The sequence below is a fragment of the Proteiniphilum saccharofermentans genome (assembly GCF_900095135.1).
Classification (GTDB): Bacteria; Bacteroidota; Bacteroidia; order Bacteroidales; family Dysgonomonadaceae; genus Proteiniphilum; species Proteiniphilum saccharofermentans.
In genome coordinates, this window is the sequence record NZ_LT605205.1 from 3,688,299 (window position 1) to 3,712,251 (window position 23,953).

Here is a 23,953-nt window from a genome sequence, read left to right on the forward strand (position 1 = left end):
ATTATTAGCAAATTAAACAAAATAATTCTTTATACTGATTAGTATATGGCATTTAGAAAAGAGAACAAAATAAAGAGTAACTTCTCAAAAATTACTATTGGGCTGGCGTCGCCTGAACAGGTTCTGGAGAATTCTTTCGGCGAAGTGTTAAAACCCGAGACCATCAACTACCGCACCTATAAACCCGAACGCGACGGTCTGTTCTGTGAGCGGATTTTCGGGCCTGTAAAAGACTATGAATGTCACTGCGGAAAGTACAAACGTATCCGCTATAAAGGTATTGTCTGCGACCGATGCGGCGTGGAAGTTACCGAGAAAAAAGTACGTCGCGAACGTACAGGACATATCCATCTGGTGGTTCCGGTGGCTCACATATGGTATTTCAGGTCATTACCCAATAAAATAGGGTATCTCCTGGGAATCCCGACCAAGAAACTAGACTCCATTATCTATTATGAAAGATATGTGGTGATTCAACCCGGTGCATTGGGAGACCAGGTAGCAGAGAGGGATCTCCTTACCGAAGATGAATACCTCCAGTTGCTGGATACGCTGCCCAAAGAAAACCAATTGCTTGAGGATAGCGATCCTAACAAATTCATCGCAAAGATGGGGGCAGAAGCCATTCTCGAGTTGTTGGAGAGGATCAACCTCGATAAGCTGGCCTACCAACTCCGTCACCGTGCAAGCACTGATACCTCACAACAGCGCAAGAATGAAGCGTTGAAACAGTTGCAGGTGGTAGAAGCTTTTCGTGGATCGAAGAATATCAACAAGCCGGAATGGATGATCATGAAAGTGATCCCCGTCATTCCGCCCGACCTGCGTCCGTTGGTGCCGCTGGACGGCGGCCGTTTCGCCACTTCCGACCTCAACGACCTCTATCGTCGCGTGATTATCCGTAACAACCGACTGAAACGTCTTATCGACATCAAAGCGCCGGATGTGATCCTGCGTAACGAAAAACGTATGTTGCAGGAAGCGGTAGACTCGCTGTTCGACAACTCACGTAAGTCGAGTGCCATCAAGACCGAATCGAACCGTCCGTTGAAATCACTCTCCGACAGTCTGAAAGGGAAACAGGGGCGTTTCCGCCAGAACCTGCTCGGTAAGCGTGTGGATTACTCGGCCCGTTCGGTAATCGTCGTAGGGCCCGAACTCAAAATGCATGAATGCGGACTGCCAAAAGATATGGCGGCCGAACTCTATAAACCGTTTATCATCCGTAAGCTCATCGAGAGAGGTATCGTCAAGACCGTGAAATCTGCCAAGAAGATCGTGGACAGGAAAGAACCGGTAGTATATGATATCTTAGAGTATGTGATGAAAGGCCACCCGGTACTGCTGAACCGCGCCCCTACCCTCCACCGTCTGGGTATTCAGGCGTTCCAGCCCAAGCTGATCGAAGGTAAGGCTATTCAGTTGCACCCGCTCGCATGTACGGCATTCAACGCCGACTTCGACGGTGACCAGATGGCTGTCCACCTGCCGCTCGGCAACGAGGCAATCCTCGAAGCGCAATTGCTGATGCTCGCATCGCACAATATCCTCAACCCTGCTAATGGAGCGCCTATCACCGTGCCTTCACAGGACATGGTACTGGGATTGTATTACATTACCAAGATCCGTCCCGGCGCAAAAGGAGAAGGCATGACCTTCTACGGCGAAGAAGAAGCCATTATCGCCTATAACGAAGGTGCAGTAGATGTACATGCTTTGGTGAAAGTGGTCGTGGATGATATCGACGAAGAAGGCAATCCCATCCGGAAGATGCACGAAACCAGTGTGGGACGTGTAATCACTAACGAGGCTATTCCAAAAGAGGTAGGATATATCAACGAACTGCTTTCCAAGAAATCGCTCCGCGATATCATCGGGAAGGTGATCAAAACCTGTGGAGTAGCCCGCACGGCACAGTATCTCGACGATATCAAAGACCTCGGTTATTACATGGCATTCAAGGGGGGACTCTCGTTCAACCTTGAAGATGTGATCATCCCGGCAGAGAAAGAGAAGCTCATTGCAGAAGGATATGCCGAAGTGGAGCAGATCATGGAGAACTACAATATGGGATTCATCACCTATAACGAACGTTACAACCAGATCATCGACACCTGGACGCATATCAACTCCAAGCTTTCAAATATCCTGATGAAACAACTTGCCGAAGACGATCAGGGATTCAACTCGGTATATATGATGCTCGACTCGGGCGCCCGTGGTTCGCGCGAACAGATCCGCCAGCTGTCGGGTATGCGTGGATTGATGGCGAAACCGCAAAAGAGCGGTGCCGAAGGAGCACAGATCATCGAAAACCCCATCCTTGCGAACTTTAAAGAGGGATTGTCGGTATTGGAGTACTTTATCTCTACTCACGGTGCCCGTAAGGGTCTTGCCGATACGGCACTCAAGACTGCTGATGCCGGGTATCTCACCCGTCGTCTGGTAGACGTATCTCAGGATGTGATCATCACCGAAGAAGATTGTGGTACGTTGCGTGGCCTGGTTGCTACCGCTATCAAGAATAATGACGAGGTGATCGCCTCACTCTACGAGCGTATTTTAGGACGCGTATCGGTGCACGATGTGCAGCACCCCAACACTGGGGAGATCATTGTGAACGCAGGGGAAGAGATCACCGAAGATATAGCGAAGAAAATCGAAGAATCGCCTATTGAACGGGTAGAGATCCGTTCGGTACTCACCTGCGAATCATCGCACGGTGTCTGCGCGAAGTGTTACGGAAGAAACCTTGCTACAGGTAGAATGGTACAAAGAGGCGAAGCGGTAGGAGTTATCGCTGCCCAGTCCATCGGTGAACCGGGAACACAGCTTACGCTGCGTACGTTCCACGTGGGAGGTATCGCTTCTAACATCGCTACAGAAAACAGTGTCGTAACCAAGTACGACGGTACCCTCGAGTTCGACGAACTCCGTTACGTGGAGACCACTGATGCCGAAGGCAAGCCCTACAAAGTGGTGGTTAGCCGATTGGTGGAAATGCGTATTATAGACCTCAACACCAAAATCGTGCTGCTGGCCCACAACGTCCCCTACGGTTCGAAACTCTATTTCAACCAGGGTGACAAAGTGACGAAAGGTGATCTGATCTGCGAATGGGATCCGTTCAATGCAGTCATCGTTTCCGAAGCGTCCGGAAAGATCCGGTTCGAAAGTTTCACCGAAAATATCACCTATAAGGTTGAGTCTGATGAACAGACCGGTTTGAAGGAGAAAGTAATTATCGAATCGCGAGATAAGACCAGGGCACCATCGGCACATATCGTGGATGAAAACGACGATATCCTGCGTACCTACACCTTGCCGCTTGGATCCCACATCGTGAAGAACGAGGGAGACCAGATCAAAGCAGGTGATGTGCTGGTGAAGATCCCGCGCGCCGTAGGTAAAGCAGGTGACATTACGGGAGGTCTTCCACGTGTGACCGAGCTGTTTGAAGCCCGTAACCCGTCGAATCCTGCGGTAGTTGCCGAGATCGACGGTGAAGTATCTTTCGGCAAGATCAAACGTGGTAACCAGGAGATTTCCGTCACCTCCAAGACAGGAGAAGTGAAGAAATACATGGTACCGCTCTCCAAACAGATATTGGTACAGGAAAACGACTATGTACGTGCAGGGATGCCGCTCTCCGACGGAGCCATCACCCCGTCAGACATTCTGGCTATCAAGGGGCCGACTGCGGTACAGGAATATATCGTGAACGAAGTTCAGGATGTTTACCGTCTGCAAGGTGTGAAGATCAACGACAAGCACTTTGAAGTGATTGTACGCCAGATGATGCGTAAGGTAGAAGTAGTGGATCCGGGAGATACCCGCTTCCTCGAACAGCAACTTGTCGACAAGAACGAGATGATGGAAGAGAATGACCGCATCTGGGGCAAGAAGGTGATTGTCAGCGCCGGTGACTCGCAACTGTTCGAACCGGGACAGATTGTAACAGCTCGCAAGCTGCGTGACGAAAACAGCTCGCTGAAACGTCGCGACCTGAAACCTGTGGAAGCACGCGATGCCGTTCCCGCTACCGCCAACCAGGTGTTGCAGGGAATTACCCGCGCCGCACTCCAGACGACCAGCTTCATGTCGGCCGCATCCTTCCAGGAAACTACCAAGGTATTGAACGACGCCGCCATCAACGGCAAGACCGATACACTCGATGGTTTGAAGGAAAACGTGATCTGCGGGCATCTTATCCCTGCCGGAACCGGCCAGAGGGAATTCGACAAATTGGTAGTCGGCTCACGCGAAGACTTCGAGAAACTGAGTGCCAACAAACGTGTAAATCTGTTCCAGGAGGCTACTGAATAAACACCTCTTCGGAAACAATCATATTAAAACCCGTACCGGGATTCCGGCACGGGTTTTTATTTGAATCATCTGTTTATTACGTAATAAATAATTATATTTGCACGTAATAAATAGTATAAAATATGACTACTAAACTAACATTAAACATTGATAAGGATATCATTGAATATGCGAAATCATACGCCAAAGAAAATAATGTGAGTTTATCCAAACTCATAGAAAACTATTTGAATTCTCTGACACAGAAAGATAATAAACAATCTAAAAAGGTTAGCCCACTGGTTGAAAGCCTGACGGGTGTGATTCCTTCAGAGGAACTCGACGAGCGTAAAAGTTATAGGGATTATCTGGCAGAAAAATACACCTAATGGAGAATCTTCTAATTGATACCAATATCGTAGTCGACTTGCTAAGCAGGCGTGAGAACTTTTATCAGGAAGCACAGGAACTATTTACTCTGGCTGATGAAAATGATGTGAAGTTATTTATATCTGCACTGACTTTTGCGAACACACATTATTTGCTTTTGAGACATTTAAGTGAAAATGAAGCCCGGAAAGTGATGATAAAGTTCAAACTCCTCGTAAAAATATTACCACTTGAGGATAAAATTTTAGAACTTGCATTAGCATCCGATTTTCGCGATTTTGAAGATGCCATTCAATACCATACAGCCTTAGAGAATAAACTGAATATTATTATCACTCGGAATAAAAAAAATTTCAAAACATCCCGAATTCCAGTATTGACTGCGAAAGAGTTTTTGAACAGGTAATATACATCAATTGTCGATATAGGGCTATCAGTTCAAATCCTTTATCCTTCCGCTTCTTATAAATTTTATACCTTACTGTCCGGTAGATTTCTTCAGATACTCATAGATTGCCTGCTGGGCACGTACGGGAGGTTGATCGTTGTGTTTGAACACGTTTTGCAGGTTTTCGTCGATCCATGCCGCACTCTGATTGTCGGCAAGTTGTATTTTCAGTATGTCGATGATCTGCCGCTTCAGTGATTCCGTATAGATTGGGAAAGCCACCTCGATGCGGCGGTGCAGGTTACGCTGCATCCAGTCGGCCGACGTCAGGTAAATATCCTCTTCACCACCATTAAAGAAATACCAGACCCGGGCATGCTCCAGATAGGCATCTACAATACGCGTCACCGTGATATTTTTGCTGAACGGCTGGCCGGGCACCAGACAACAGATACCGCGTATAATCAGGTCGATCTTCACCCCCGCCTCGCTGGCACGGTAAAGCGCATTGATCATCCCTTTATCCTCCAGACTGTTCATCTTTAAGATGATATGCCCTATGCCACCGCTTTTCACATGTTCGATCTCCCGCTCAATCATCTTATGGGTCTCGGGAAGCATATTAAACTGCGTCACTAACAAATGCTTGAAGTTACGCATATAGGGTTTTCCCTCCAACACACGGAATACTTCGTCGATATCTTTGATAAATTCTTTATTCGAAGTAAGTAACCCCTTGTCGGAATAGATACGGGCCGTTTTTTCATTGAAATTGCCTGTCCCCAGATAAGCATAACCTTTGATAGGATCATCCGGGTCGTTGCTACGCTTCCGTACATAAGCCAGTTTGGCATGTACTTTCAATCCCGGAAGGCTGTAAATGATCTTCACCCCTGCCTGCTGCATCAGTTCGGAAGTGAGATAGTTATTCATCTCATCGAAGCGGGCTTTTAGTTCGACAAAGACAGTCACCTTTTTACCATTCTTCGCAGCACTGATCAAACTGTTGATTACGGCCGAATTCTCTGCCACACGATACTGGGTCACCTTTATTTCCAGCACCTTCGGATCGAAGGCTGCCTGCAGAAGGAACCGCAGCAGATAATCAAATGACTGGTAGGGGAAGTGTAGCAATACATCCTGTTTCCGTAGTACCCGCAAAATAGAGCTGTTGGTTTCCAGTTCCGGGATCCTGAGCGGTTGAGGGAGTTGCTGTTTCAAAGAATTACCCACCGGATTGGGTAGGCTCGACAGATCAGCCCTGTTCAGATAACGGCCTGAAGGAAGTAGCTCCTCCTCTTCAATCTCATAGGCTTCACAAAGGTATTGAAGAAAATAATCCGGCATATTCTTATCATACTGAAACCGCGTAACAGCCCCTATCTTCCGCTTGCGCACCTTGCGAAGTATCTCCTCGGCAATATCTTTCTGATCTTCATCCTCTAACGAGAAATCTGCATCACGTGAAATCTTGATGCTGAAACAATCCACAATTTGGTATCCCGGGAATACACTCTGCATATTCGCTTTGATCACATCATCGATAAACATGATATAATGATTGCCTTCATACGACGGAAGTTGAATAAACCGGGGTATTTTGGTATAAGGGATCTTCATTATGGCATAGGTATATCCTAGCTTGTCAGACTTTTTCTTCTTTTTCAGGAGACTGATCACCTGATAGATGCGGGCATCCTGAATAAACGAATGAATATCATCCTTCTGAATGATCATTGGCTGCAAATAGGGAAATACCTCTTCGTTAAAATACTTTTTCACATATTCCTGATGAAACGGCTCCACCTTGTCGGTCTGATATAATATGATACCATTGCGTTTCAATTCAGGTAATATCATATTGTTGAAGATATCATCATACTCCTTTTCCTGAGCAGTGACTTCCCTGTTGATCTGCACGAGAGTTTTCTTCGCCTCCTCTACAGATTCATCCCGGTCTATGCTTTCCAGCAGGGAACTATGGTATCCCGAAACACGTATTTTATAAAATTCCTCGAGATTGGAAGAATAGATGGAGAGAAATTTGATGCGCTCATACACCGGCAACCGTTCGTCTTTCGCTTCCAGCAGTACACGATAGTTGAATGACAACCAGCTGATATCACGTTTGAAGTATTTATATGTGGGATGGTTCATATTTTGAATTCGATACCTTTTGAATTATGGTATAAAAATAATAACTTTGACCGAATAAAAAAAATGAAGAAAATAGGACTACTTTCAGATACCCATGGCCATTGGGATGAAAAATTCGAAACATATTTCGCTTCGTGCGATGAGATATGGCATGCCGGTGATATCGGCTCACTCGCCCTGGCCCGGCAATTCGAAGTCCTAAAACCCTTCAGGGCCGTTTATGGCAATATCGATGATACTGCCGTTCGCAGTGCCTATCCCCACACATTGCGTTTCATGCTCGAGAAGGTAGATGTAATGATCACCCATATAGGCGGTTATCCGGGCCGTTATAACCCTGCCGTCCTGCCTCAATTAAAAGCCAATCCTCCAAAGCTGTTCATAACCGGACACTCCCATATATTAAAAGTAATGTATGATAAGAAACTGGAATGCCTCTATATGAACCCCGGTGCTGCCGGTAAATATGGCTTTCATCAAGTACGTACCCTTCTCCGTTTTATACTGGACGAAGGTAATATAAGGGACCTTGAAGTGATAGAGATAGGAAAACAGGGATGAATTAAAAGTGGAAAGGAGGGAAAGTGGGATGGTAAAAAGCGCCTATGTGCCTGAGTGGGGGAAGAAGAGGCCGGAGAAAGTGAAAAACTAAAGTGAATTTTCTTTGAAATAAAAAATTAAAAGAAGCCGGGGAACAGCAACAGGATGATTCCTCCCAATCCCAGCAACATCAACAGGGTTCCTACGCTTCTGTTAAGCAATACCAGGCCTCTGCGGTTAAAATGTTTACGCAATCGTGCCACCAAAGAGGTGAGAAGAAACCACCAAACAAATATAGCAATGATAAAAGCAATCAATCCGGCAGCAAAGAAATTTCTACCATCTGCCAAAGGATTAAATGAAAAACGGGCATAAAATCCCATGAATATTAAGATAATCGCTACATTGGAGAAGGTGAGCAGAAATGATGAAACAAAATCTCTTATATACCGTGTTTCTTGAGGTAATTTATCGGGAGTCCAGTCCCTTAAAGGATTTGAATTGAACACCCTAAGACCGAAAAAGAAAAGGATAACGCTTCCCAGTATCTGTATAATCTGCTCATATTCATCAAAAAAATCTGAGACAAAACTCAAACCGACTAAAGTGATCACAGCATATGACAGATCAGACAATAAAGCTCCAAGGCCTGTCACGAAACCATGCCACCATCCCCGGTTGAGTGTTCGCTGAATAACCAGCATATTGATGGGACCCATAGGTGCAGAAACCAACAATCCAATAAGGAATCCCTTGGTAATTGTTTCAAACATGTACCGCCGTTTACAGAAATGACTCTAAATTTTTCCGGTGCAAAGGTACATCCATTATACAAAACAGACAAAACAAGTTTTGCCTCTGTATTCACTTATCGAAAAAGTTCACTAACTTTGTGCCTTAATTCAGATTGATTAAAGTCTCTTTCAATCTATATCAATCTGTTCCAATCCCAATCTAAAAAAAGAGATATGATTACATTTTTCAAGACTCCTTCCCAGAGTGTGATTGCCGTACAAACCAATAGAGAATTCTCACAGGAAGAGATCCAGAAACTGATATGGTTGTTCGGTGAAGCAGAAGTACTACCCACTGAGAGCATCGATCAATCCTTTATAGGTCCGCGCCGTGAGATGATCACCCCATGGAGTACTTGTGCCGTAGAGATCACCCAGAACATGGGTATAGAGGGTATCACACGTATCGAAGAATATACATCATATAACAATAACGATACGACAGAATTCGATCCTATGTTGCAACGCAAATATAACAAACTGGATCAATCTGTTTTCACTATCGACAAACAACCTGAACCGATCATATATATCGACGATATTACCGCTTATAATCAGGCGGAAGGGCTTGCCCTGAGCAATGAGGAGATCGATTATCTCAACGCTGTCAGCAACAAGATGGGGCGTAAGCTGACTGACAGTGAAGTGTTCGGATTCTCACAAGTGAATTCTGAACATTGCCGACACAAGATATTTAACGGCAAATTCGTTATCGATGGTGAGGAGAAAGAACTGACTTTATTCCAATTGATCAAGAAGACCTCTACCGTTAACCCCAATAGCCTCATATCGGCTTACAAGGATAATGTGGCTTTCGTACAGGGACCCATCATACAACAGTTTGCACCGGCAAGTGGTGATAAGCCTGATTTCTTCCGGATTAAAGAAGTAGAAAGCGTACTTTCGCTCAAAGCCGAAACCCATAACTTTCCCACTACCGTAGAACCATTCAACGGTGCTTCTACGGGCACGGGTGGTGAAATCCGCGACCGGTTGGCAGGAGGAAAGGGATCGCTTCCGGTAGCGGGGACAGCCATCTACATGACCTCCTACCCTCGTCTCGAAGAGGGCCGTGCCTGGGAGCAAACACTGCCCCCTCGCCCATGGCTTTACCAGACACCCGAACAGATCCTTATCAAAGCCTCTAACGGAGCATCAGACTTCGGGAATAAATTCGGTCAACCGCTGATCTGCGGATCAGTACTTACTTTAGAGCATGCCGAAAACGACAAAAAATTCGGATATGACAAGGTGATTATGCTTGCCGGAGGGATTGGATATGCCAACAAGCGCGATGCAAAAAAAGGAGAACCGCAGAGCGGTGAAAAAGTAGTGGTACTGGGTGGCGATAACTACCGCATCGGTATGGGTGGTGGCGCCGTCTCGTCGGTCAACACCGGCGAATACTCCGCGGGGATCGAACTGAATGCTGTACAGCGTGCTAATCCGGAGATGCAGAAACGTGTTGCCAACGTGATCCGTGCACTGGCCGAATCGGACGAAAACCCTATTGTATCTATCCACGACCACGGTGCAGGCGGTCATCTTAACTGTCTTTCGGAATTGGTGGAAAAAACAGGCGGTGTCATTGAAATGGACAAACTGCCTGTTGGTGACGAAACGCTTTCTGCCAGGGAAATCATAGGCAACGAAAGCCAGGAACGGATGGGATTGCTCGTAGAACAAAAGGATATAGGACGGATAGAGCGTATTGCTTCCCGCGAACGGTCACCCATGTACATAGTAGGCGAAACCACTGGTGATATGAAATTCACCTTCCGCCAGCCGGATGGTTCCTGTCCCATCGATATGGAACTGGAGGATTTCTTCGGAAAACCACCCGTCACTATCATGGAGGATACTACTATCACGGAAGAGTATGGTGCTCCGGAATATGATCAGGAATTGCTGGAAACTTATATAGAAAATGTTCTCAAATTAGAAGCTGTCGCCTGTAAAGATTGGCTTACCAATAAGGTAGACCGTTCAGTTACCGGGAAAATCGCCCGTCAGCAGTGCCAGGGTGAAATCCAGCTACCTCTGAGCGACTGTGGCGCCATCGCACTCGACTATAACGGTTATGCCGGGATGGCAACCTCGTTGGGACATGCCCCGCAGGCAGCTATGATAGATCCCGTTGCCGGATCAGTGATGGCGGTTGCCGAAGCGCTTACCAACCTCGTATTTGCACCGCTTTCCGAGGGATTACAATCCGTCTCACTGAGTGCTAACTGGATGTGGCCCTGCCGCAACCCGGGGGAAGATGCCCGCCTTTATAAAGCGGTAGAAGCCTGTTCCGACTTTGCTTGCGACCTGGGGATCAATATTCCCACGGGAAAAGACTCACTCTCGATGACGCAGAAATATGGTGACGACAAAGTCTACTCACCGGGAACGGTCATCATCTCCGCTGCCGCCGAAGTGAAAAATATCCGTAAGATCGTATCCCCAGTGCTGGCTTATATAAGAGGCACTTACCTTTACTATATCGATTTCTCATTCGACACCTTCAAATTGGGGGGATCGGCATTTGCACAGACAATGGGCAAAATTGGAGACGAGGCTCCCACTGTGACCGATGCCGAATACTTCAAGAACACATTCGCCGCTGTACAGGAATTGGTAAACCGCGGATTGATCCTCGCCGGACACGACATCTCCGCCGGAGGGATGATCACTACCATGCTCGAGATGTGCTTTGCCAATCCGCAAGGAGGACTGGAAGCACGATTCGACAAAATCCGCCATACAGACCTGATAAAAATTCTCTTCTCCGAAAATCCGGGAGTGATCATCCAGGTGAAACATCACCACTTAGTAGAAAAGATCCTGCAGGACTACGGGGTGGGAGCCGCTATTGTGGCACGGCCAATAGAAGAGCGGAAGCTGGTGATCTCTAAAGATACTTTCTGCAAAGAGTTTGACATCGACCAATTGCGTGATGTATGGTATAAGACCTCTTATCTCCTTGACCGGAAACAGAGTGGTGAAACCTGTGCTGTACAACGATTCGGGAACTATAAGAACCAACCGCTCCGGTTCGGGTTCAATCCCTCCTTTACAGGTAAAATGGAAGACCTGGGATTGAATCCCCAAAGGAAGGAAAGGTCGGGAATCACTGCCGCCATAATCCGCGAAAAAGGAACCAACGGCGAACGTGAGATGGCCTATGCACTTTGGCTTGCAGGATTCGATGTAAAAGATGTACATATGACCGATCTTACTTCCGGTCGCGAGACTCTGGAAGATGTACGGTTTGCGGTCTTCTGCGGGGGATTCTCCAATTCTGATGTACTGGGTTCATCCAAAGGATGGGCCGGCGGCTTCCGCTACAATGAAAAAGCAAAGGCGGCACTCAATAATTTCTTTGCCCGCGAAGATACATTAAGCCTCGGCATCTGTAATGGCTGCCAGTTGTTGATGGAATTAGGATTGATCTATCCTGAAATGGGAGATAACCATCCTAAAATGCATCATAATCTGTCTCATAAGTTCGAATCTACTTTCGTAAGTTTGGAAATACCCAAGAATGAGTCGGTAATGCTCAAATCGCTCGAAGGCACAAAACTCGGCGTATGGGTGGCGCATGGCGAAGGCCGTTTCCTATTGCCGGAATCGGAATCAGCATATCATATTGCAGCAAAATATTTCCACAACGAATATCCCGGCAATCCTAACGGTTCCGATTATGCCACTGCGGCTGTCTGTTCGCACGATGGACGTCACCTGGCGATGATGCCGCACCCCGAACGCTCTGTCTTCCCATGGCAAAACGCTTGGTACCCGCACGCTTACCGCAAACATGAGGTAACACCCTGGATGGAAGCATTTGCCAATGCAAGGGAATGGTTGAAAGAGAAAAATCAGACAAAATAAAAACGGATACATCATATCAGAAAAGGAGAAAAATAACCAATGGATCCGATTTTTGCATACAAAATGAAAGTGCGTGATTATGAATGTGATACCCAAGGACATGTAAATAACGCTAACTATCAACACTATTTTGAAGTAACCAGGCATGAGTTTCTGGAAAAAGCAGGACTCAACTTTCACCAATTGCATTTACAGGGGATAGATGCGGTAGTCTCACAGGTTGAGATACGCTACAAGGTGCCCCTTGTCGGTATGGATGAGTTCAATTGTACGGTACAACGTATCGAAAGGACGGGAGTAAAATATATCTTTCATCAGAAAATTATTCGCCTGTCCGATAATACAGTATGCGCCAAAGCAAAAATAGAGGTGGTGAATTTGGTGAATGGTAAGTTGTCGCAACCAGAAGTATTCGATGAAGCGTTCGCACCATATTTGGGGTTTGGGATGTAGGATTTGGGATTTGAAAATTTGACTACGTCGATTTACAATTCATGATTCCGGATTTCATGATTTGGAATACGAATAAATTGAATCATTGATAATTAGTCTTATAGCCACTCCTTCCCGACAAGCCGGGACAAGTTGTCCCGATTTATCGGAATTGGCACATTAGATTTCTATGGAAACAGATAAATCTCTATACCGGATAGCGCTCACACAGATCAACGGCGTAGGGGTGATGCATGCCCGTACCCTGATGCAGGTGATTGGCGACGAAGAGGCGATCTTCAAAGAGGATGTCCGTAAGCTGGAAGCTATTCCCCGCATTTCGAGAAGGTTGATTGAAGAGATCCGTAATCCCGAAGTACTAAAAAAAGCGGAAAAAGAACTGGAATTTGTGGCAGATAATAAGCTCCGGCTCATTTTCTTTACCGATGAAGATTACCCCCAACGCCTTACCCAATGTATTGATGCTCCCTTACTGCTTTATGCCAAAGGCAACGCCTATTTCAATCATCAGAAAACTATCAGTGTCATTGGCACACGCAACTCCACCAGATATGGAGAGGATTTCTGCAAAGAGTTCATGGAAGAATTATCGCGCAGAATCCCTGAAGCACAGATTATCAGTGGCCTGGCATATGGTATCGATATCTGCGCTCACCGGGCCGCGTTGAAGCACAATCTTTCCACTGTAGCCGTATTGGCACACGGATTAGATCGTATCTATCCACAGATACACAGGCAGACAGCCGTCGAAATGTTACAAAACGGGGCTCTTCTCACCGAATTTCCCAGTGGCACCAATCCGGACAAACACAATTTCGTGAAGCGCAACCGTATCGTCGCAGGTATGGCCGATGCGGTAGTAGTGATTGAATCGGGCAAAAAAGGAGGATCACTTACCACTGCCGATATCGCCAACTCTTATTATCGTGAAGTTTTTGCCTTGCCGGGGCGTATCAGCGATAAAATGTCAGCTGGCTGTAACAGGTTGATATCGGACAACAAAGCGCTACTTTTTCAAAGTATCGACAGCTTTATCTCTCACATGGGATGGGAACCGGAAGAAAAACAACCTCTTCCGGTACAGCAGGAACTTTTCCCCGATCTATCAGAAGAAGAGTCGATAATATTCGAAAAGCTCAGTAAAACAGGATCCATGCATGTAAACACATTGGCCGTTGAACTCAACATTCCGGTATCAGAATTGTTTATGACATTACTGGAGTTGGAAGTAAAAAACATTGTGACATCACTTCCGGGTGGAATGTATCAATTAGTGTGAAATTTGACCTGTTTATCCCCCTCGCTTCTCTTTATTTTTTATATCTTTGAAAAAATAATCACACTTAACAAAAGATCAATGGCTTTACAGATAAGCGATAAAATACCCGAAACATTGGGCACAGATCAAAATGGAGAACCGATAAAAGCGGAGCAATTCAGAGGTAAGAAACTGGCTCTCTACTTTTATCCGAAAGACAACACACCGGGATGTACGGCTCAGGCCTGCAGCCTGCGCGACGGTTACAACGATCTCCGGAAAGCAGGATATGAAATCGTAGGTGTAAGTGTCGACAGTGAAAAGTCACACCAAAAATTTATCGACAAGTTCTCTCTACCATTTCCCCTGATCGCCGATACCGGAAAAAGACTGGTTGAAGCATTTGGGGTATGGCAGGAAAAATCGATGATGGGGAAAAAATTCATGGGTACTGTCCGCACTACATTCCTTGTAGATGAAAACGGGATCATCCGGGATAAAATAGAAGGAAGAGGCGTGGATACGAAAAACCATGCCGTGCAGATATTAGAGAAAATGAAAACCGGCCGGGACTGATGAGCCGGCAGTGAAAACAAGCAACGTTTTCGTTAAGCTAAATGAGCAGAAGACAAACTTCTTTGTATTATGCCATAGCAAGAAAACGACTAATTTTAATGAACAAAAAATTAAACATAACTAAAAATGGCAGAAGAAAAAGATAACAAGAACAGTGAAAAGCTGAAAGCGCTGCGTGCGGCGATGGACAAAATTGAGAAGACCTACGGCAAAGGCTCTATCATGAAGATGGGTGACGAGAAGGTGGAAGAAGTACCCGTTATCTCCTCCGGTTCTATTGCCCTGAATGTGGCCTTGGGTGTGGGTGGCTATCCGCGCGGACGTGTCATCGAGATCTACGGGCCGGAGTCATCGGGAAAGACCACTCTCGCCATTCATGCCATTGCCGAAGCCCAAAAAGCGGGCGGCGTGGCTGCCTTTATAGATGCTGAACACGCTTTCGACCGTTTTTATGCCGAGAAACTGGGCGTAAATACCGATGAGTTGCTTATTTCACAACCAAGCAGCGGTGAAGAAGCATTGGAGATCGCCGAACAGTTGATTCGTTCTTCTGCGGTAGATATTATTGTTATCGACTCGGTGGCAGCACTCACTCCCAAGAAAGAGATAGAAGGCGAGATGGGGGACTCCAACGTGGGACTGCAGGCACGATTGATGTCTCAGGCACTCAGGAAACTCACCTCAGCCATCAGCAAAACCAACACCACTTGCATATTTATCAATCAGTTACGTGAGAAGATCGGGGTAATGTTTGGTAATCCGGAAACAACTACCGGAGGGAATGCTTTGAAGTTCTACGCATCGGTACGTTTGGATATCCGTGGGAGCGGCACAGCCATCAAAGATGGTGAAGAGCAGATTGGGAAACCCACCCGCGTAAGGGTTGTCAAAAACAAACTGGCACCTCCCTTCCGTAAGGCGGAATTCGATATCATGTATGGAGAAGGCATTTCACGTACGGGTGAGATTATCGATCTGGGATCTGATCTGGGGATTATCAAAAAAAGCGGTTCATGGTACAGCTATAACGATACCAAACTGGGTCAGGGGCGCGATGCGGCAAAGGCGGCTATCAAAGACAACCCCGAATTGGCCGAAGAGCTCGAAAAACTTATTTTCGACGCACTCAAGGAGAACAGCAAATGACATGGAAAACGAGACATCCCTTCCGGGGTCTCGTTTTTTCATTTAGCACATTTAACTACACTTCGTCCCGTTGAACGTTGTTTGTCACATTAAATTATGCAAGATCACAGAAATTTAACGCAGTCCGAAATCGATCAGTTGGAGAAAAACGGATGCAGTTGTACTGACTGGGGGTTGGTGACAGTAAAAGAAGGCTTCAACCCACGTTATGTACGTGAAAGCCACTTCTCCGGCAAGGTTGAAATTGGCATCTTTGAGAAAATTTTCTCTTTGCCCGGCGGACTACAGAAACATGCCGGCATCAATCGCGCCGTGATCCATAACTGCACCATCGGCAATAATGTAATGATCGAGAATGTGCAAAATTATATCGCCAACTATACTATTGGCGATAATTGTTTCATTCAGAATATAGACGTGATCCTGGTCGACGGGATGACGACCTTCGGAAACGGAGTGCAGGTCAACGTACTGAACGAAACCGGAGGACGGGAAGTACATATCAACGACAAGCTCTCAGCCCATTTTGCCTATATCTACTCACTTTATCGCCATCGCCCGAAACTGGTTGAACGGATGAAGGCGATCATCGATTATTATTGCGATAAGCACTCATCCGACAGGGGGATTATAGAACATGATTGCAAGATCGTGAATGTAGGCTATATCAAAAATGTGCGGATAGGCTCTTTCTGTAAGATCACCGGTGCGATGAAACTCAAGAACGGCAGCATCAACAGCAATGAATATGATCCGGTTTATATCGGGCGGAATGTGATTGCCGAAGATTTTATTATCTGCTCCGGCTCCACGATCGACGGAGGTTCTATTATCTCCCGTTGTTTCATCGGACAGGCTTGCCATATTGATCACGGATATTCCGCTTCCGATTCTCTCTTTTTCAGTAATTGCCAGGGTGAGAACGGTGAAGCGTGTGCGCTTTTTGCCGGGCCTTATACCGTCACACACCATAAGTCCACACTCCTTATTGCAGGGATGTTTTCCTTTATGAATGCCGGATCGGGCTCTAACCAGAGCAACCACATGTATAAATTGGGACCTATCCATCAGGGAATCATTGAGCGGGGAGCAAAGACGACCAGTAACTCTTACGTATTGTGGCCTGCCAAGGTGGGACCCTTCTCACTGATCCTGGGACGCCATTCCCAACATGCCGACACATCGAATCTTCCTTTTTCCTACCTCGTAGAAAAAGACAACGGTACCTATATTGCGCCGGGTGTGAATTTACGCAGCGTGGGCACCATCCGTGATGCCAAGAAATGGCCCGAAAGAGACCGCCGGAAAGATCCCGACCGGCTCGACTGCATCAATTTCAACCTACTCAGTCCCTATACGATCCAGAAAGTGTTTGCCGGTGTAGGGATTCTCAAAAACCTCCAGGCTGTGGCCGGGGAAACATCGGAATTTTATACCTTCCAGAGTTGCGTCATCACCAATTCATCACTACTGAGAGGATTGAAACTTTATGAGATCATTATCCACAAATTTCTTGGGAACTCGCTTATCAAGCGTTTAGAGAAAACCCGTTTCAAAAGCAATGAAGAGATCAGGCAGCGGCTCGACCCGCAAGGTGCACCCGGACTGGGAGAATGGGTAGATGTTTCGGGGTTGATCGCCCCCAAATCGGAAATCGACGACCTGCTCTGCAAAATCGAATCGGGAGAGATCACCAAACTGAAGGAGATCAACCATATATTCCAACAACTGCATCAAGACTATTACGATAACGAGTGGACATGGGCCTGGGATAAGATCCAGTCGTTTTACGGTATCAAAGCCGATGAGATTACAGCATCTGATGTGATCTCCATTGTTGAAAAGTGGAAAGCGGCTGTGATCGGCCTCGATGAGATGATTTACAGTGACGCTAAAAAAGAGTTCTCCCTCTCATTCAAAACCGGTTTTGGTGCTGACGGCAATATCCAGGACCGGGCTATGGATTTCGAATACGTACGGGGCGCTTTCGATAAGAACCCATTCGTTATAGCCACATTAAAGCACATCGAAGAAAAAAGAGCACTGGGAGACGAATTGATAGAAAGAATAAAAAATATACAATAAACATCCTATTTTCATGACAGACAAGATTGAGGAACTCATTCAGCAGTTCAACCCGCAACCTATACGCATTCCTATTAACAAGTGTGATCTGGAAGAGGTGATCGAAACGCTTATTTCACAGATGTTCCCTATTTGCGACTGTCCGGAACCGGTAGATGTCCATGAAAAGCTAAAGGAAGCGGCTGTAACACTTCACGCCAATATATCCTCACTTACCGGTGAGCAGAAAGCTGATGAGATCACTGAATCTTTTTTCGGCCAATTCCCTTCGCTTCGCGAACGGCTCTATAAAGATGCGGCCTGCTATCTGAAAGCCGATCCTGCGGCCAAAAGCCTGGAAGAGGTAATCCTCACCTACCCCGGATTTTATGCTCTCTGTGTGCATCGTGTAGCACATGAACTCCATCGACTGGGAGTCCCCCTGATCGCCAGGCTTTTTTCCGAATACGCTCATTCAAAGGTCGGTATCGACATTCATCCCGCCGCCAGGATAGGCAAAAATCTCTTTATGGACCATGGAACGGGGATCGTGATCGGTGAAACGGCCGAGATTGGTAACAACGTAAAGATATACCAGGGTGTAACGCTCGGTGCATTATATGTAGAGAAGAAATTGTCTGACGTAAAACGACATCCGACCGTGGAGGACAACGTGGTGATATACGCCAATGCCACTATTCTGGGAGGAAAGACGGTGGTCGGCCATGACTCGGTAATTGGCGGCGGAGCATGGCTCACGCGGAGTGTAGTCCCCTACTCTCTCGTCTCTAACTCGATAGATGTAAAGATACGGATGGTGAGGGATTTTTCCAGTCCCTATGATTTTGTCATTTGATCGGGCTTCACAGCATCTAAACCGGCATCGTTTCTTCTTTTCCGATCCCTTCCAACAAAGCGACAGATGTCTCCACCGTTTCAACATGGCTGATCGCCACCGACCGCTTATTGCCTTTTTCCTGTAAACGGCAACGGCGTGGGTGTTTCTGTACGAAATCCAACAACTGGTCGAATACCGGCGAACTGTAATAGGGCGATTCGGGATTAGAGATCAGGAAGAGGGTCATCTGTCCGTTTTTCAGCACCACCTTCTCTATACCCAATGACTTGGCAATACGGCGAAGCCGGACAATACGTATAAGCTCCCTGCCCTGTGCCGGAATTCTTCCGAAGCGGTCTTCGAGTCGTTTCATAAAGTCCATGATCTCCGTTTCGGACTCGATATTATCCATTTCACGATAGATGCCCACACGTTCCGCATCGTTCGGAATATAGTCCACCGGGAACATCAACTCCAGATCGCTCTCCACCAACACGTCATCCACGAAATCATACGCCTCTGCCCTCTCATGCTGTGTATCGTACAGTTCTGCAAATTCGTCTTTTCGCAATTCTTGTACAGCTTCTGCCAGTATTTTCTGGTATGTTTCATATCCCAGGTCGGCAATAAATCCGCTCTGCTCGGCTCCCAAAAGGTTCCCGGCACCACGGATATCCAAATCCTGCATGGCGATATGGAGACCACTGCCCAATTCCGCAAAATTTTCAATTGCCTGCAAACGTCTCCGCGAATCACTGCTTAACATATAAAACGGCGGCGCCAGCAGATAACAGAATGCCTTACGGTTACTTCGTCCCACCCTGCCACGCAACTGGTGCAGGTCACTCAGTCCAAAATTTTGGGCATCCATCACTATAATTGTATTCACGTTGGGCATATCGATACCCGATTCTATGATAGTGGTAGCGATCAGCACATCCTGTTCATGGTTGATGAAATCGGCAATAACACTTTCCAGTTTCTTCGGATCCATCTGTCCATGGCCCACTGCTACACGGACGCCCGGCATCTCCCTTTTGATCAGGGCCTCCAGTTCATAAATATTTTTGATGCGGTTATTCACGATAAACAGCTGTCCATTCCGGTTCAACTCAAAATTGACAGCATCACGGACAAGTTCCATATCGAACGTATGTACCTCCGTCTGTATGGGGTAACGGTTAGGAGGGGGTGTTCCGATGGTAGAGAGGTCGCGTGATCCCATCAGTGAGAATTGCAGCGTACGGGGGATGGGCGTAGCCGTCATGGTGAGCGTATCTACATTCACCTTCAATTGCTTGAGCTTTTCTTTGACGGATACTCCGAATTTCTGTTCCTCGTCGATGATCAGCAACCCCAGGTCTTTAAATTCCACATCTTTTCCTACCAAGCGGTGCGTACCGATAAGGATATCGATCTTTCCCTCCTTTAACCGGAGGAGGATTTCTTTTTGCTCTTTCGCCGAACGGGCGCGGCTCAGGTAATCCACCTTCACCGGGAAATCGGCTAGCCGTTCGCTGAAAGTATGGTAATGCTGGGTTGCCAACACCGTGGTTGGCACCAACACAGCCGTCTGTTTCCCGTCGGTTGCCGCTTTAAAGGCAGCACGGATAGCTATTTCGGTCTTACCGAAACCTACATCTCCACAGACCAGCCTGTCCATAGGTCGCCCGCTCTGCATATCGGCTTTCACGTCGCGGGTTGCTTTTACCTGGTCGGGCGTATCTTCATACATAAACGATGCTTCCAACTCTGTCTGCAGGTAAGTATCTTTCGAAAAAGCAAACCCCTTCTCCTGTTGACGTTGGGCATACAGTTTGATCAGGTCGCGGGCAATATCTTTGATCTTCTTTTTAGTCCTCTCTTTCACCCGCTCCCATGCTCCGGAGCCCAGTTTATTCAGTTGCGGCTCCTCTCCCTCCTTACCTTTGTACTTCGATATCTTATGCAGGGAATGAATGGAAACGAATACCGCGTCATTATTCTTATAGAGAAGTTTGATAACCTCTTGTACCTTGTCGCCGATGCGAAGGCGTACCAGCCCGGAAAACCGGCCGATACCATGGTCCATATGCACCACGTAATCACCCTGTTGAAGTTGGTTGATCTCCTTAAGAGTCAGGGCGATCTTGCCTGAACGAGCCTTGTCGGACTTGAGGTTATATTTATGAAAGCGGTCGAAAATCTGATGATCGGTAAAGCAACATATTTTTAATGTATCATCAGAAAATCCTTCATGCAACGTTTTGTTGACCGGTATAAAAGGGATGGGATCATTACGATCCTCGAAAATATGGAAAAGCCTCTTCTGTTGCTTCTCACTGTCGCTCAAAATATAAATTGTATATCCCTCATCCATAAAACGGTGCAACGATTCGCCCAGCAAATCGAAATTCTTGTGATAGGGAGGCTGCATTGATGTATTGAATTCGATACCGGCATCGGGGGTATCTAACATCTTGGTATCGAAACGTATCTGCCGGAACGGGCGGATACTCTCCAGAAAATCCTTTTTCAAGAGCAGTTCTGCTTTCACAAATTCCTCATCCTTGGGATCTATGTGCAGTTTATCTTCGTTGATCGATTCTACCCGGCTTGCAATCCAGCGCATATCTTCCGTGCCGATCACCGACCCGGCGGGAAGAAGGCTAAACAGCGACGCCCCTTTAGAATCAGCACGCCCGAATTCAGGAACAATACGAATCTCATTGAATTTCTCTTTCGAAAGCTGTGTTTCAACATCGAAGTTACGAATGGTCTCCACCTCATCCCCGAAGAAATCGATACGATAAGGGTATTCACTTGAAAAAGAGAAGACATCGAGGATACTACCCCGCACGGCATACTGTCCCGGCTCATACACGTAATCGGTGATCAGGAAACCCTGGCTATCCAGCACTTCACTCACGAAAGCACTGTCGACCCGGTCTCCTATCGACACTTTCAGCGTATTTTCCACCAGTTGTTTACGGGAAACGGTTTTCTCTGCCAATGCGTCAGGATAACTGACAATGATCAATGGGCCGGAACCATCCTGCAGGCGGCTTAAAACACCTGCACGAAGTACCTCGTTAGCACGGTCTATCTGCCCGTACTTAGCTGCCCGCTTGTAGGCCGAAGGGAAAAAGAGCACATCAACCGAACCCATCATTTGGGTCAGGTCATGATAGAAATAGCCTGCGGTCTCCGCGTCATTTAAAATATAAAGGTAAGTCTGTGGTTGTTTGTGGAATAATTCCCCTGCAAATAAAGCACGGGAAGAGCCGTGCAAACCCGTCACTGATAAGACTTGGATCTCTTTCAGCAGTGAGCCTGCAGCCGCCAGGTTGGGATGCTTTCCAATCACCTGTTGTAATTGGCCAATGTCAATTGTTTCAACCATTCAGAAGAAAGTTACAAAGATAAGCCATTTTTTTTATTATCTTTGCCCCCCGGAGACAAGAAAACAATCATATAATGGAGATAGATGCCAGGCACACACCTGACTACCTCTTCGAGGCCAGTTGGGAAGTGTGTAACAAAGTGGGCGGAATTTATACCGTCCTATCCACACGGGCCAATATTCTACAGAAAACTTATAAAGACCGCGTATTTTTCATTGGACCCGATGTGTGGGGAGAACAGGAAAGCCCCTGGTTCAAGGAAGATAAGAAGCTCTTTGGGTCATGGTGCGATTACGCATCACGCAACCAACATCTACCTATCCGTATTGGGCGGTGGAAGATACCCGGAGAACCTATTGTTTTTTTAATAAAGTTCGATGCATTCTTCGAAAAGCAGAATGACATCTACGCGGAAATGTGGATGGATTACGGCGTTGACTCGATAGCAGCTTATGGCGACTATCACGAAGCGACCATGTTTGCCTATGCTACAGGAGTGGTTATTGAAAGTTTTTACCGCTTTCATCACCTTGAGGCGGAGAATGTGATCGCCCATTTCAATGAGTGGATGACAGGCGCGGCAGCCCTTTATATCAAGAAACATGTTCCCAAGATTGCCACCCTCTTCACCACCCATGCTACCTCCATCGGTCGCTCCATTGCCGGCAACAACCTCCCACTGTACGATCATCTTGAAAGATACAACGGGGACCAGATGGCACGCCAGTTGAATATGGCTGCCAAGCATTCTATTGAGAAAAAGGCGGCACATAATGTCGATTGTTTCACTACAGTGAGTGATATTACCGCTGCGGAATGCGCACAACTGTTGCAACGGTTACCCGACATAGTCACACCCAACGGATTTGAAAAAGATTTTATACCCAAGGGGGTTAATCACAGCCGGGCAAGGAAGAAAGCACGAAAGGTGCTGCTCAATGTCGCCGAAAAGATGGTGGGGCATACCATCCATCCTGACGCATTGCTGATTGCCACCAGTGGCAGGTATGAATACAAAAACAAAGGTATCGATGTGTTTATCGATGCAATGAACCTGCTCCGGAAAATGCCGGAACTGACAAAGGATGTTATTGCCTTTATCATGGTACCCGGATGGGTAAAAGGGCCGCGTAAAAATCTTCAGGAACGCCTCTCCTCCGGGGAACCGTTATCAACCGGAAATTGCCCCTTTATCACCCATGAGCTGGTAGAACCACAGCACGACATGGTAATGAACCAGATCAGGCGTTTGGGATTCTGTAATGACGAGAGGGAGAGAGTAAAGATCATCTTCGTGCCTTCTTATCTGAATGGTGATGACGGGATTTTCAATCTTCCCTATTACGACCTGTTGATCGGGCTCGATATGACCGTCTTTCCATCCTATTACGAGCCATGGGGTTACACACCGCATGAAAGTGTCGCCTTTTCTGTCCCTACCATCACCACAACCTTGGCAGGATTCGGTGTCTGGGCTAAAAAAGAGGGTGACAGGAAAGAGGGAATAAATGATGGTATTGAAGTAATTTACCGCAATGATGGGAATTATACGGAGGTGGCAGAGGAGATTGCCGCACTTGTACACGAGTTGTCACTAAAGAGCAACGAGCAGGTGAAAATATTAAAGCAAAGTGCGGCTGCACTGGCTGATATGGCAGACTGGGGACACTTCATTCGTTATTATAAGGAAGCTTATAGCAAAGCATTGCATAACTCATTTGTCAGATTATCGTATCCTTATAAACTTAAAACAGAATAAAAGTGTTATACTTGCCACTAATTGTC

The 23,953-nt window shown here is 46.6% G+C and carries 15 protein-coding genes; 12 read left to right on the forward strand and 3 right to left on the reverse strand.

Annotation, left to right across the window (positions count from 1 at the left end; all coding sequences use genetic code 11):
- Positions 1-45: 45 nt before the first annotated feature.
- The 3 genes from rpoC (at position 46) to PSM36_RS14420 (ending at position 5,101) form a co-directional block, all read left to right on the forward strand.
- Positions 46-4,326: a DNA-directed RNA polymerase subunit beta' gene (rpoC, locus tag PSM36_RS14410; protein WP_076931516.1), complete on the forward strand. Its 4,281-nt coding sequence runs from the start codon at positions 46-48 to the stop codon at positions 4,324-4,326.
- A 122-nt stretch (positions 4,327-4,448) separates the two neighbouring features.
- Positions 4,449-4,694 (forward strand): DUF6364 family protein, encoded by a 246-nt coding sequence (locus PSM36_RS14415; protein WP_076931517.1) that lies wholly within the window; start codon positions 4,449-4,451, stop codon positions 4,692-4,694.
- A complete protein-coding gene (locus PSM36_RS14420) occupies positions 4,694-5,101 on the forward strand; it encodes a type II toxin-antitoxin system VapC family toxin (protein ID WP_076931518.1) in 408 nt (135 codons plus the stop codon). The genes PSM36_RS14415 and PSM36_RS14420 overlap by 1 nt, the downstream gene beginning before the upstream one ends.
- 72 nt (positions 5,102-5,173) lie before the next feature.
- On the opposite strand, the gene ppk1 is transcribed toward PSM36_RS14420, so the two are convergent.
- Entirely contained in the window at positions 5,174-7,240 is a 2,067-nt protein-coding gene (gene ppk1 / locus PSM36_RS14425; RefSeq protein WP_076931519.1) for a polyphosphate kinase 1, read from the reverse strand.
- Between the two features lie 63 nt (positions 7,241-7,303).
- On the opposite strand from ppk1, the gene PSM36_RS14430 reads away from it, so the two are divergent.
- The gene (locus tag PSM36_RS14430; protein WP_076932294.1) at positions 7,304-7,801 is read left to right on the forward strand and encodes a metallophosphoesterase family protein; all 498 of its coding nucleotides are present in this window, start codon (positions 7,304-7,306) and stop codon (positions 7,799-7,801) included.
- A 116-nt stretch (positions 7,802-7,917) separates the two neighbouring features.
- Here PSM36_RS14430 and PSM36_RS14435 read toward each other — a convergent pair whose 3' ends face one another.
- Positions 7,918-8,553 carry a LysE family translocator gene (locus PSM36_RS14435; RefSeq protein WP_076931520.1) on the reverse strand — a complete coding sequence of 212 codons (636 nt, stop codon included), beginning with the start codon at positions 8,551-8,553 and terminating at the stop codon, positions 7,918-7,920.
- Between the two features lie 195 nt (positions 8,554-8,748).
- Here PSM36_RS14435 and purL point away from each other — a divergent pair, with 195 nt between their 5' ends.
- From purL to epsC, 7 genes are all read left to right on the forward strand, one after another.
- Positions 8,749-12,450: a phosphoribosylformylglycinamidine synthase gene (gene purL / locus PSM36_RS14440; RefSeq protein WP_076931521.1), complete on the forward strand. Its 3,702-nt coding sequence runs from the start codon at positions 8,749-8,751 to the stop codon at positions 12,448-12,450.
- A gap of 39 nt (positions 12,451-12,489) precedes the next feature.
- Positions 12,490-12,903, forward strand: a complete 414-nt coding sequence (locus tag PSM36_RS14445; RefSeq protein WP_076931522.1) for an acyl-CoA thioesterase — start codon at positions 12,490-12,492, stop codon at positions 12,901-12,903.
- 169 nt (positions 12,904-13,072) lie between these two features.
- The gene (dprA, locus tag PSM36_RS14450) at positions 13,073-14,182 is read left to right on the forward strand and encodes a DNA-processing protein DprA (RefSeq protein ID WP_076931523.1); all 1,110 of its coding nucleotides are present in this window, start codon (positions 13,073-13,075) and stop codon (positions 14,180-14,182) included.
- Between the two features lie 78 nt (positions 14,183-14,260).
- Complete coding sequence (gene bcp / locus PSM36_RS14455; protein WP_076931524.1) at positions 14,261-14,737, forward strand: thioredoxin-dependent thiol peroxidase; 477 nt, start codon at positions 14,261-14,263, stop codon at positions 14,735-14,737.
- Between the two features lie 126 nt (positions 14,738-14,863).
- Positions 14,864-15,883: a recombinase RecA gene (gene recA / locus PSM36_RS14460; RefSeq protein ID WP_076931525.1), complete on the forward strand. Its 1,020-nt coding sequence runs from the start codon at positions 14,864-14,866 to the stop codon at positions 15,881-15,883.
- A 96-nt stretch (positions 15,884-15,979) separates the two neighbouring features.
- A complete protein-coding gene (locus PSM36_RS14465; protein WP_154671037.1) occupies positions 15,980-17,968 on the forward strand; it encodes a DUF4954 family protein in 1,989 nt (662 codons plus the stop codon).
- Positions 17,969-17,981: 13 nt separating this feature from the next.
- Positions 17,982-18,803 (forward strand): serine O-acetyltransferase EpsC, encoded by an 822-nt coding sequence (gene epsC, locus PSM36_RS14470; protein ID WP_076931527.1) that lies wholly within the window; start codon positions 17,982-17,984, stop codon positions 18,801-18,803.
- A gap of 16 nt (positions 18,804-18,819) precedes the next feature.
- On the opposite strand, the gene mfd is transcribed toward epsC, so the two are convergent.
- A complete protein-coding gene (mfd, locus tag PSM36_RS14475; RefSeq protein WP_076931528.1) occupies positions 18,820-22,167 on the reverse strand; it encodes a transcription-repair coupling factor in 3,348 nt (1,115 codons plus the stop codon).
- Between the two features lie 74 nt (positions 22,168-22,241).
- Here mfd and PSM36_RS14480 point away from each other — a divergent pair, with 74 nt between their 5' ends.
- Entirely contained in the window at positions 22,242-23,927 is a 1,686-nt protein-coding gene (locus PSM36_RS14480) for a glycogen/starch synthase (RefSeq protein ID WP_076931529.1), read from the forward strand.
- The last annotated feature ends 26 nt before the right edge of the window (positions 23,928-23,953 follow it).

Bases quoted from the DNA above. Each gene is read 5' to 3' on its own strand.
- rpoC (WP_076931516.1), top strand. From the start codon at position 46: ATGGCATTTAGAAAAGAGAACAAAATAAAGAGTAACTTCTCAAAAATT.
- PSM36_RS14415 (WP_076931517.1), top strand. From the start codon at position 4,449: ATGACTACTAAACTAACATTAAACATTGATAAGGATATCATTGAATAT.
- PSM36_RS14420 (WP_076931518.1), top strand. From the start codon at position 4,694: ATGGAGAATCTTCTAATTGATACCAATATCGTAGTCGACTTGCTAAGC.
- ppk1 (WP_076931519.1), bottom strand. From the start codon at position 7,240: ATGAACCATCCCACATATAAATACTTCAAACGTGATATCAGCTGGTTG.
- PSM36_RS14430 (WP_076932294.1), top strand. From the start codon at position 7,304: ATGAAGAAAATAGGACTACTTTCAGATACCCATGGCCATTGGGATGAA.
- PSM36_RS14435 (WP_076931520.1), bottom strand. From the start codon at position 8,553: ATGTTTGAAACAATTACCAAGGGATTCCTTATTGGATTGTTGGTTTCT.
- purL (WP_076931521.1), top strand. From the start codon at position 8,749: ATGATTACATTTTTCAAGACTCCTTCCCAGAGTGTGATTGCCGTACAA.
- PSM36_RS14445 (WP_076931522.1), top strand. From the start codon at position 12,490: ATGGATCCGATTTTTGCATACAAAATGAAAGTGCGTGATTATGAATGT.
- dprA (WP_076931523.1), top strand. From the start codon at position 13,073: ATGGAAACAGATAAATCTCTATACCGGATAGCGCTCACACAGATCAAC.
- bcp (WP_076931524.1), top strand. From the start codon at position 14,261: ATGGCTTTACAGATAAGCGATAAAATACCCGAAACATTGGGCACAGAT.
- recA (WP_076931525.1), top strand. From the start codon at position 14,864: ATGGCAGAAGAAAAAGATAACAAGAACAGTGAAAAGCTGAAAGCGCTG.
- PSM36_RS14465 (WP_154671037.1), top strand. From the start codon at position 15,980: ATGCAAGATCACAGAAATTTAACGCAGTCCGAAATCGATCAGTTGGAG.
- epsC (WP_076931527.1), top strand. From the start codon at position 17,982: ATGACAGACAAGATTGAGGAACTCATTCAGCAGTTCAACCCGCAACCT.
- mfd (WP_076931528.1), bottom strand. From the start codon at position 22,167: ATGGTTGAAACAATTGACATTGGCCAATTACAACAGGTGATTGGAAAG.
- PSM36_RS14480 (WP_076931529.1), top strand. From the start codon at position 22,242: ATGGAGATAGATGCCAGGCACACACCTGACTACCTCTTCGAGGCCAGT.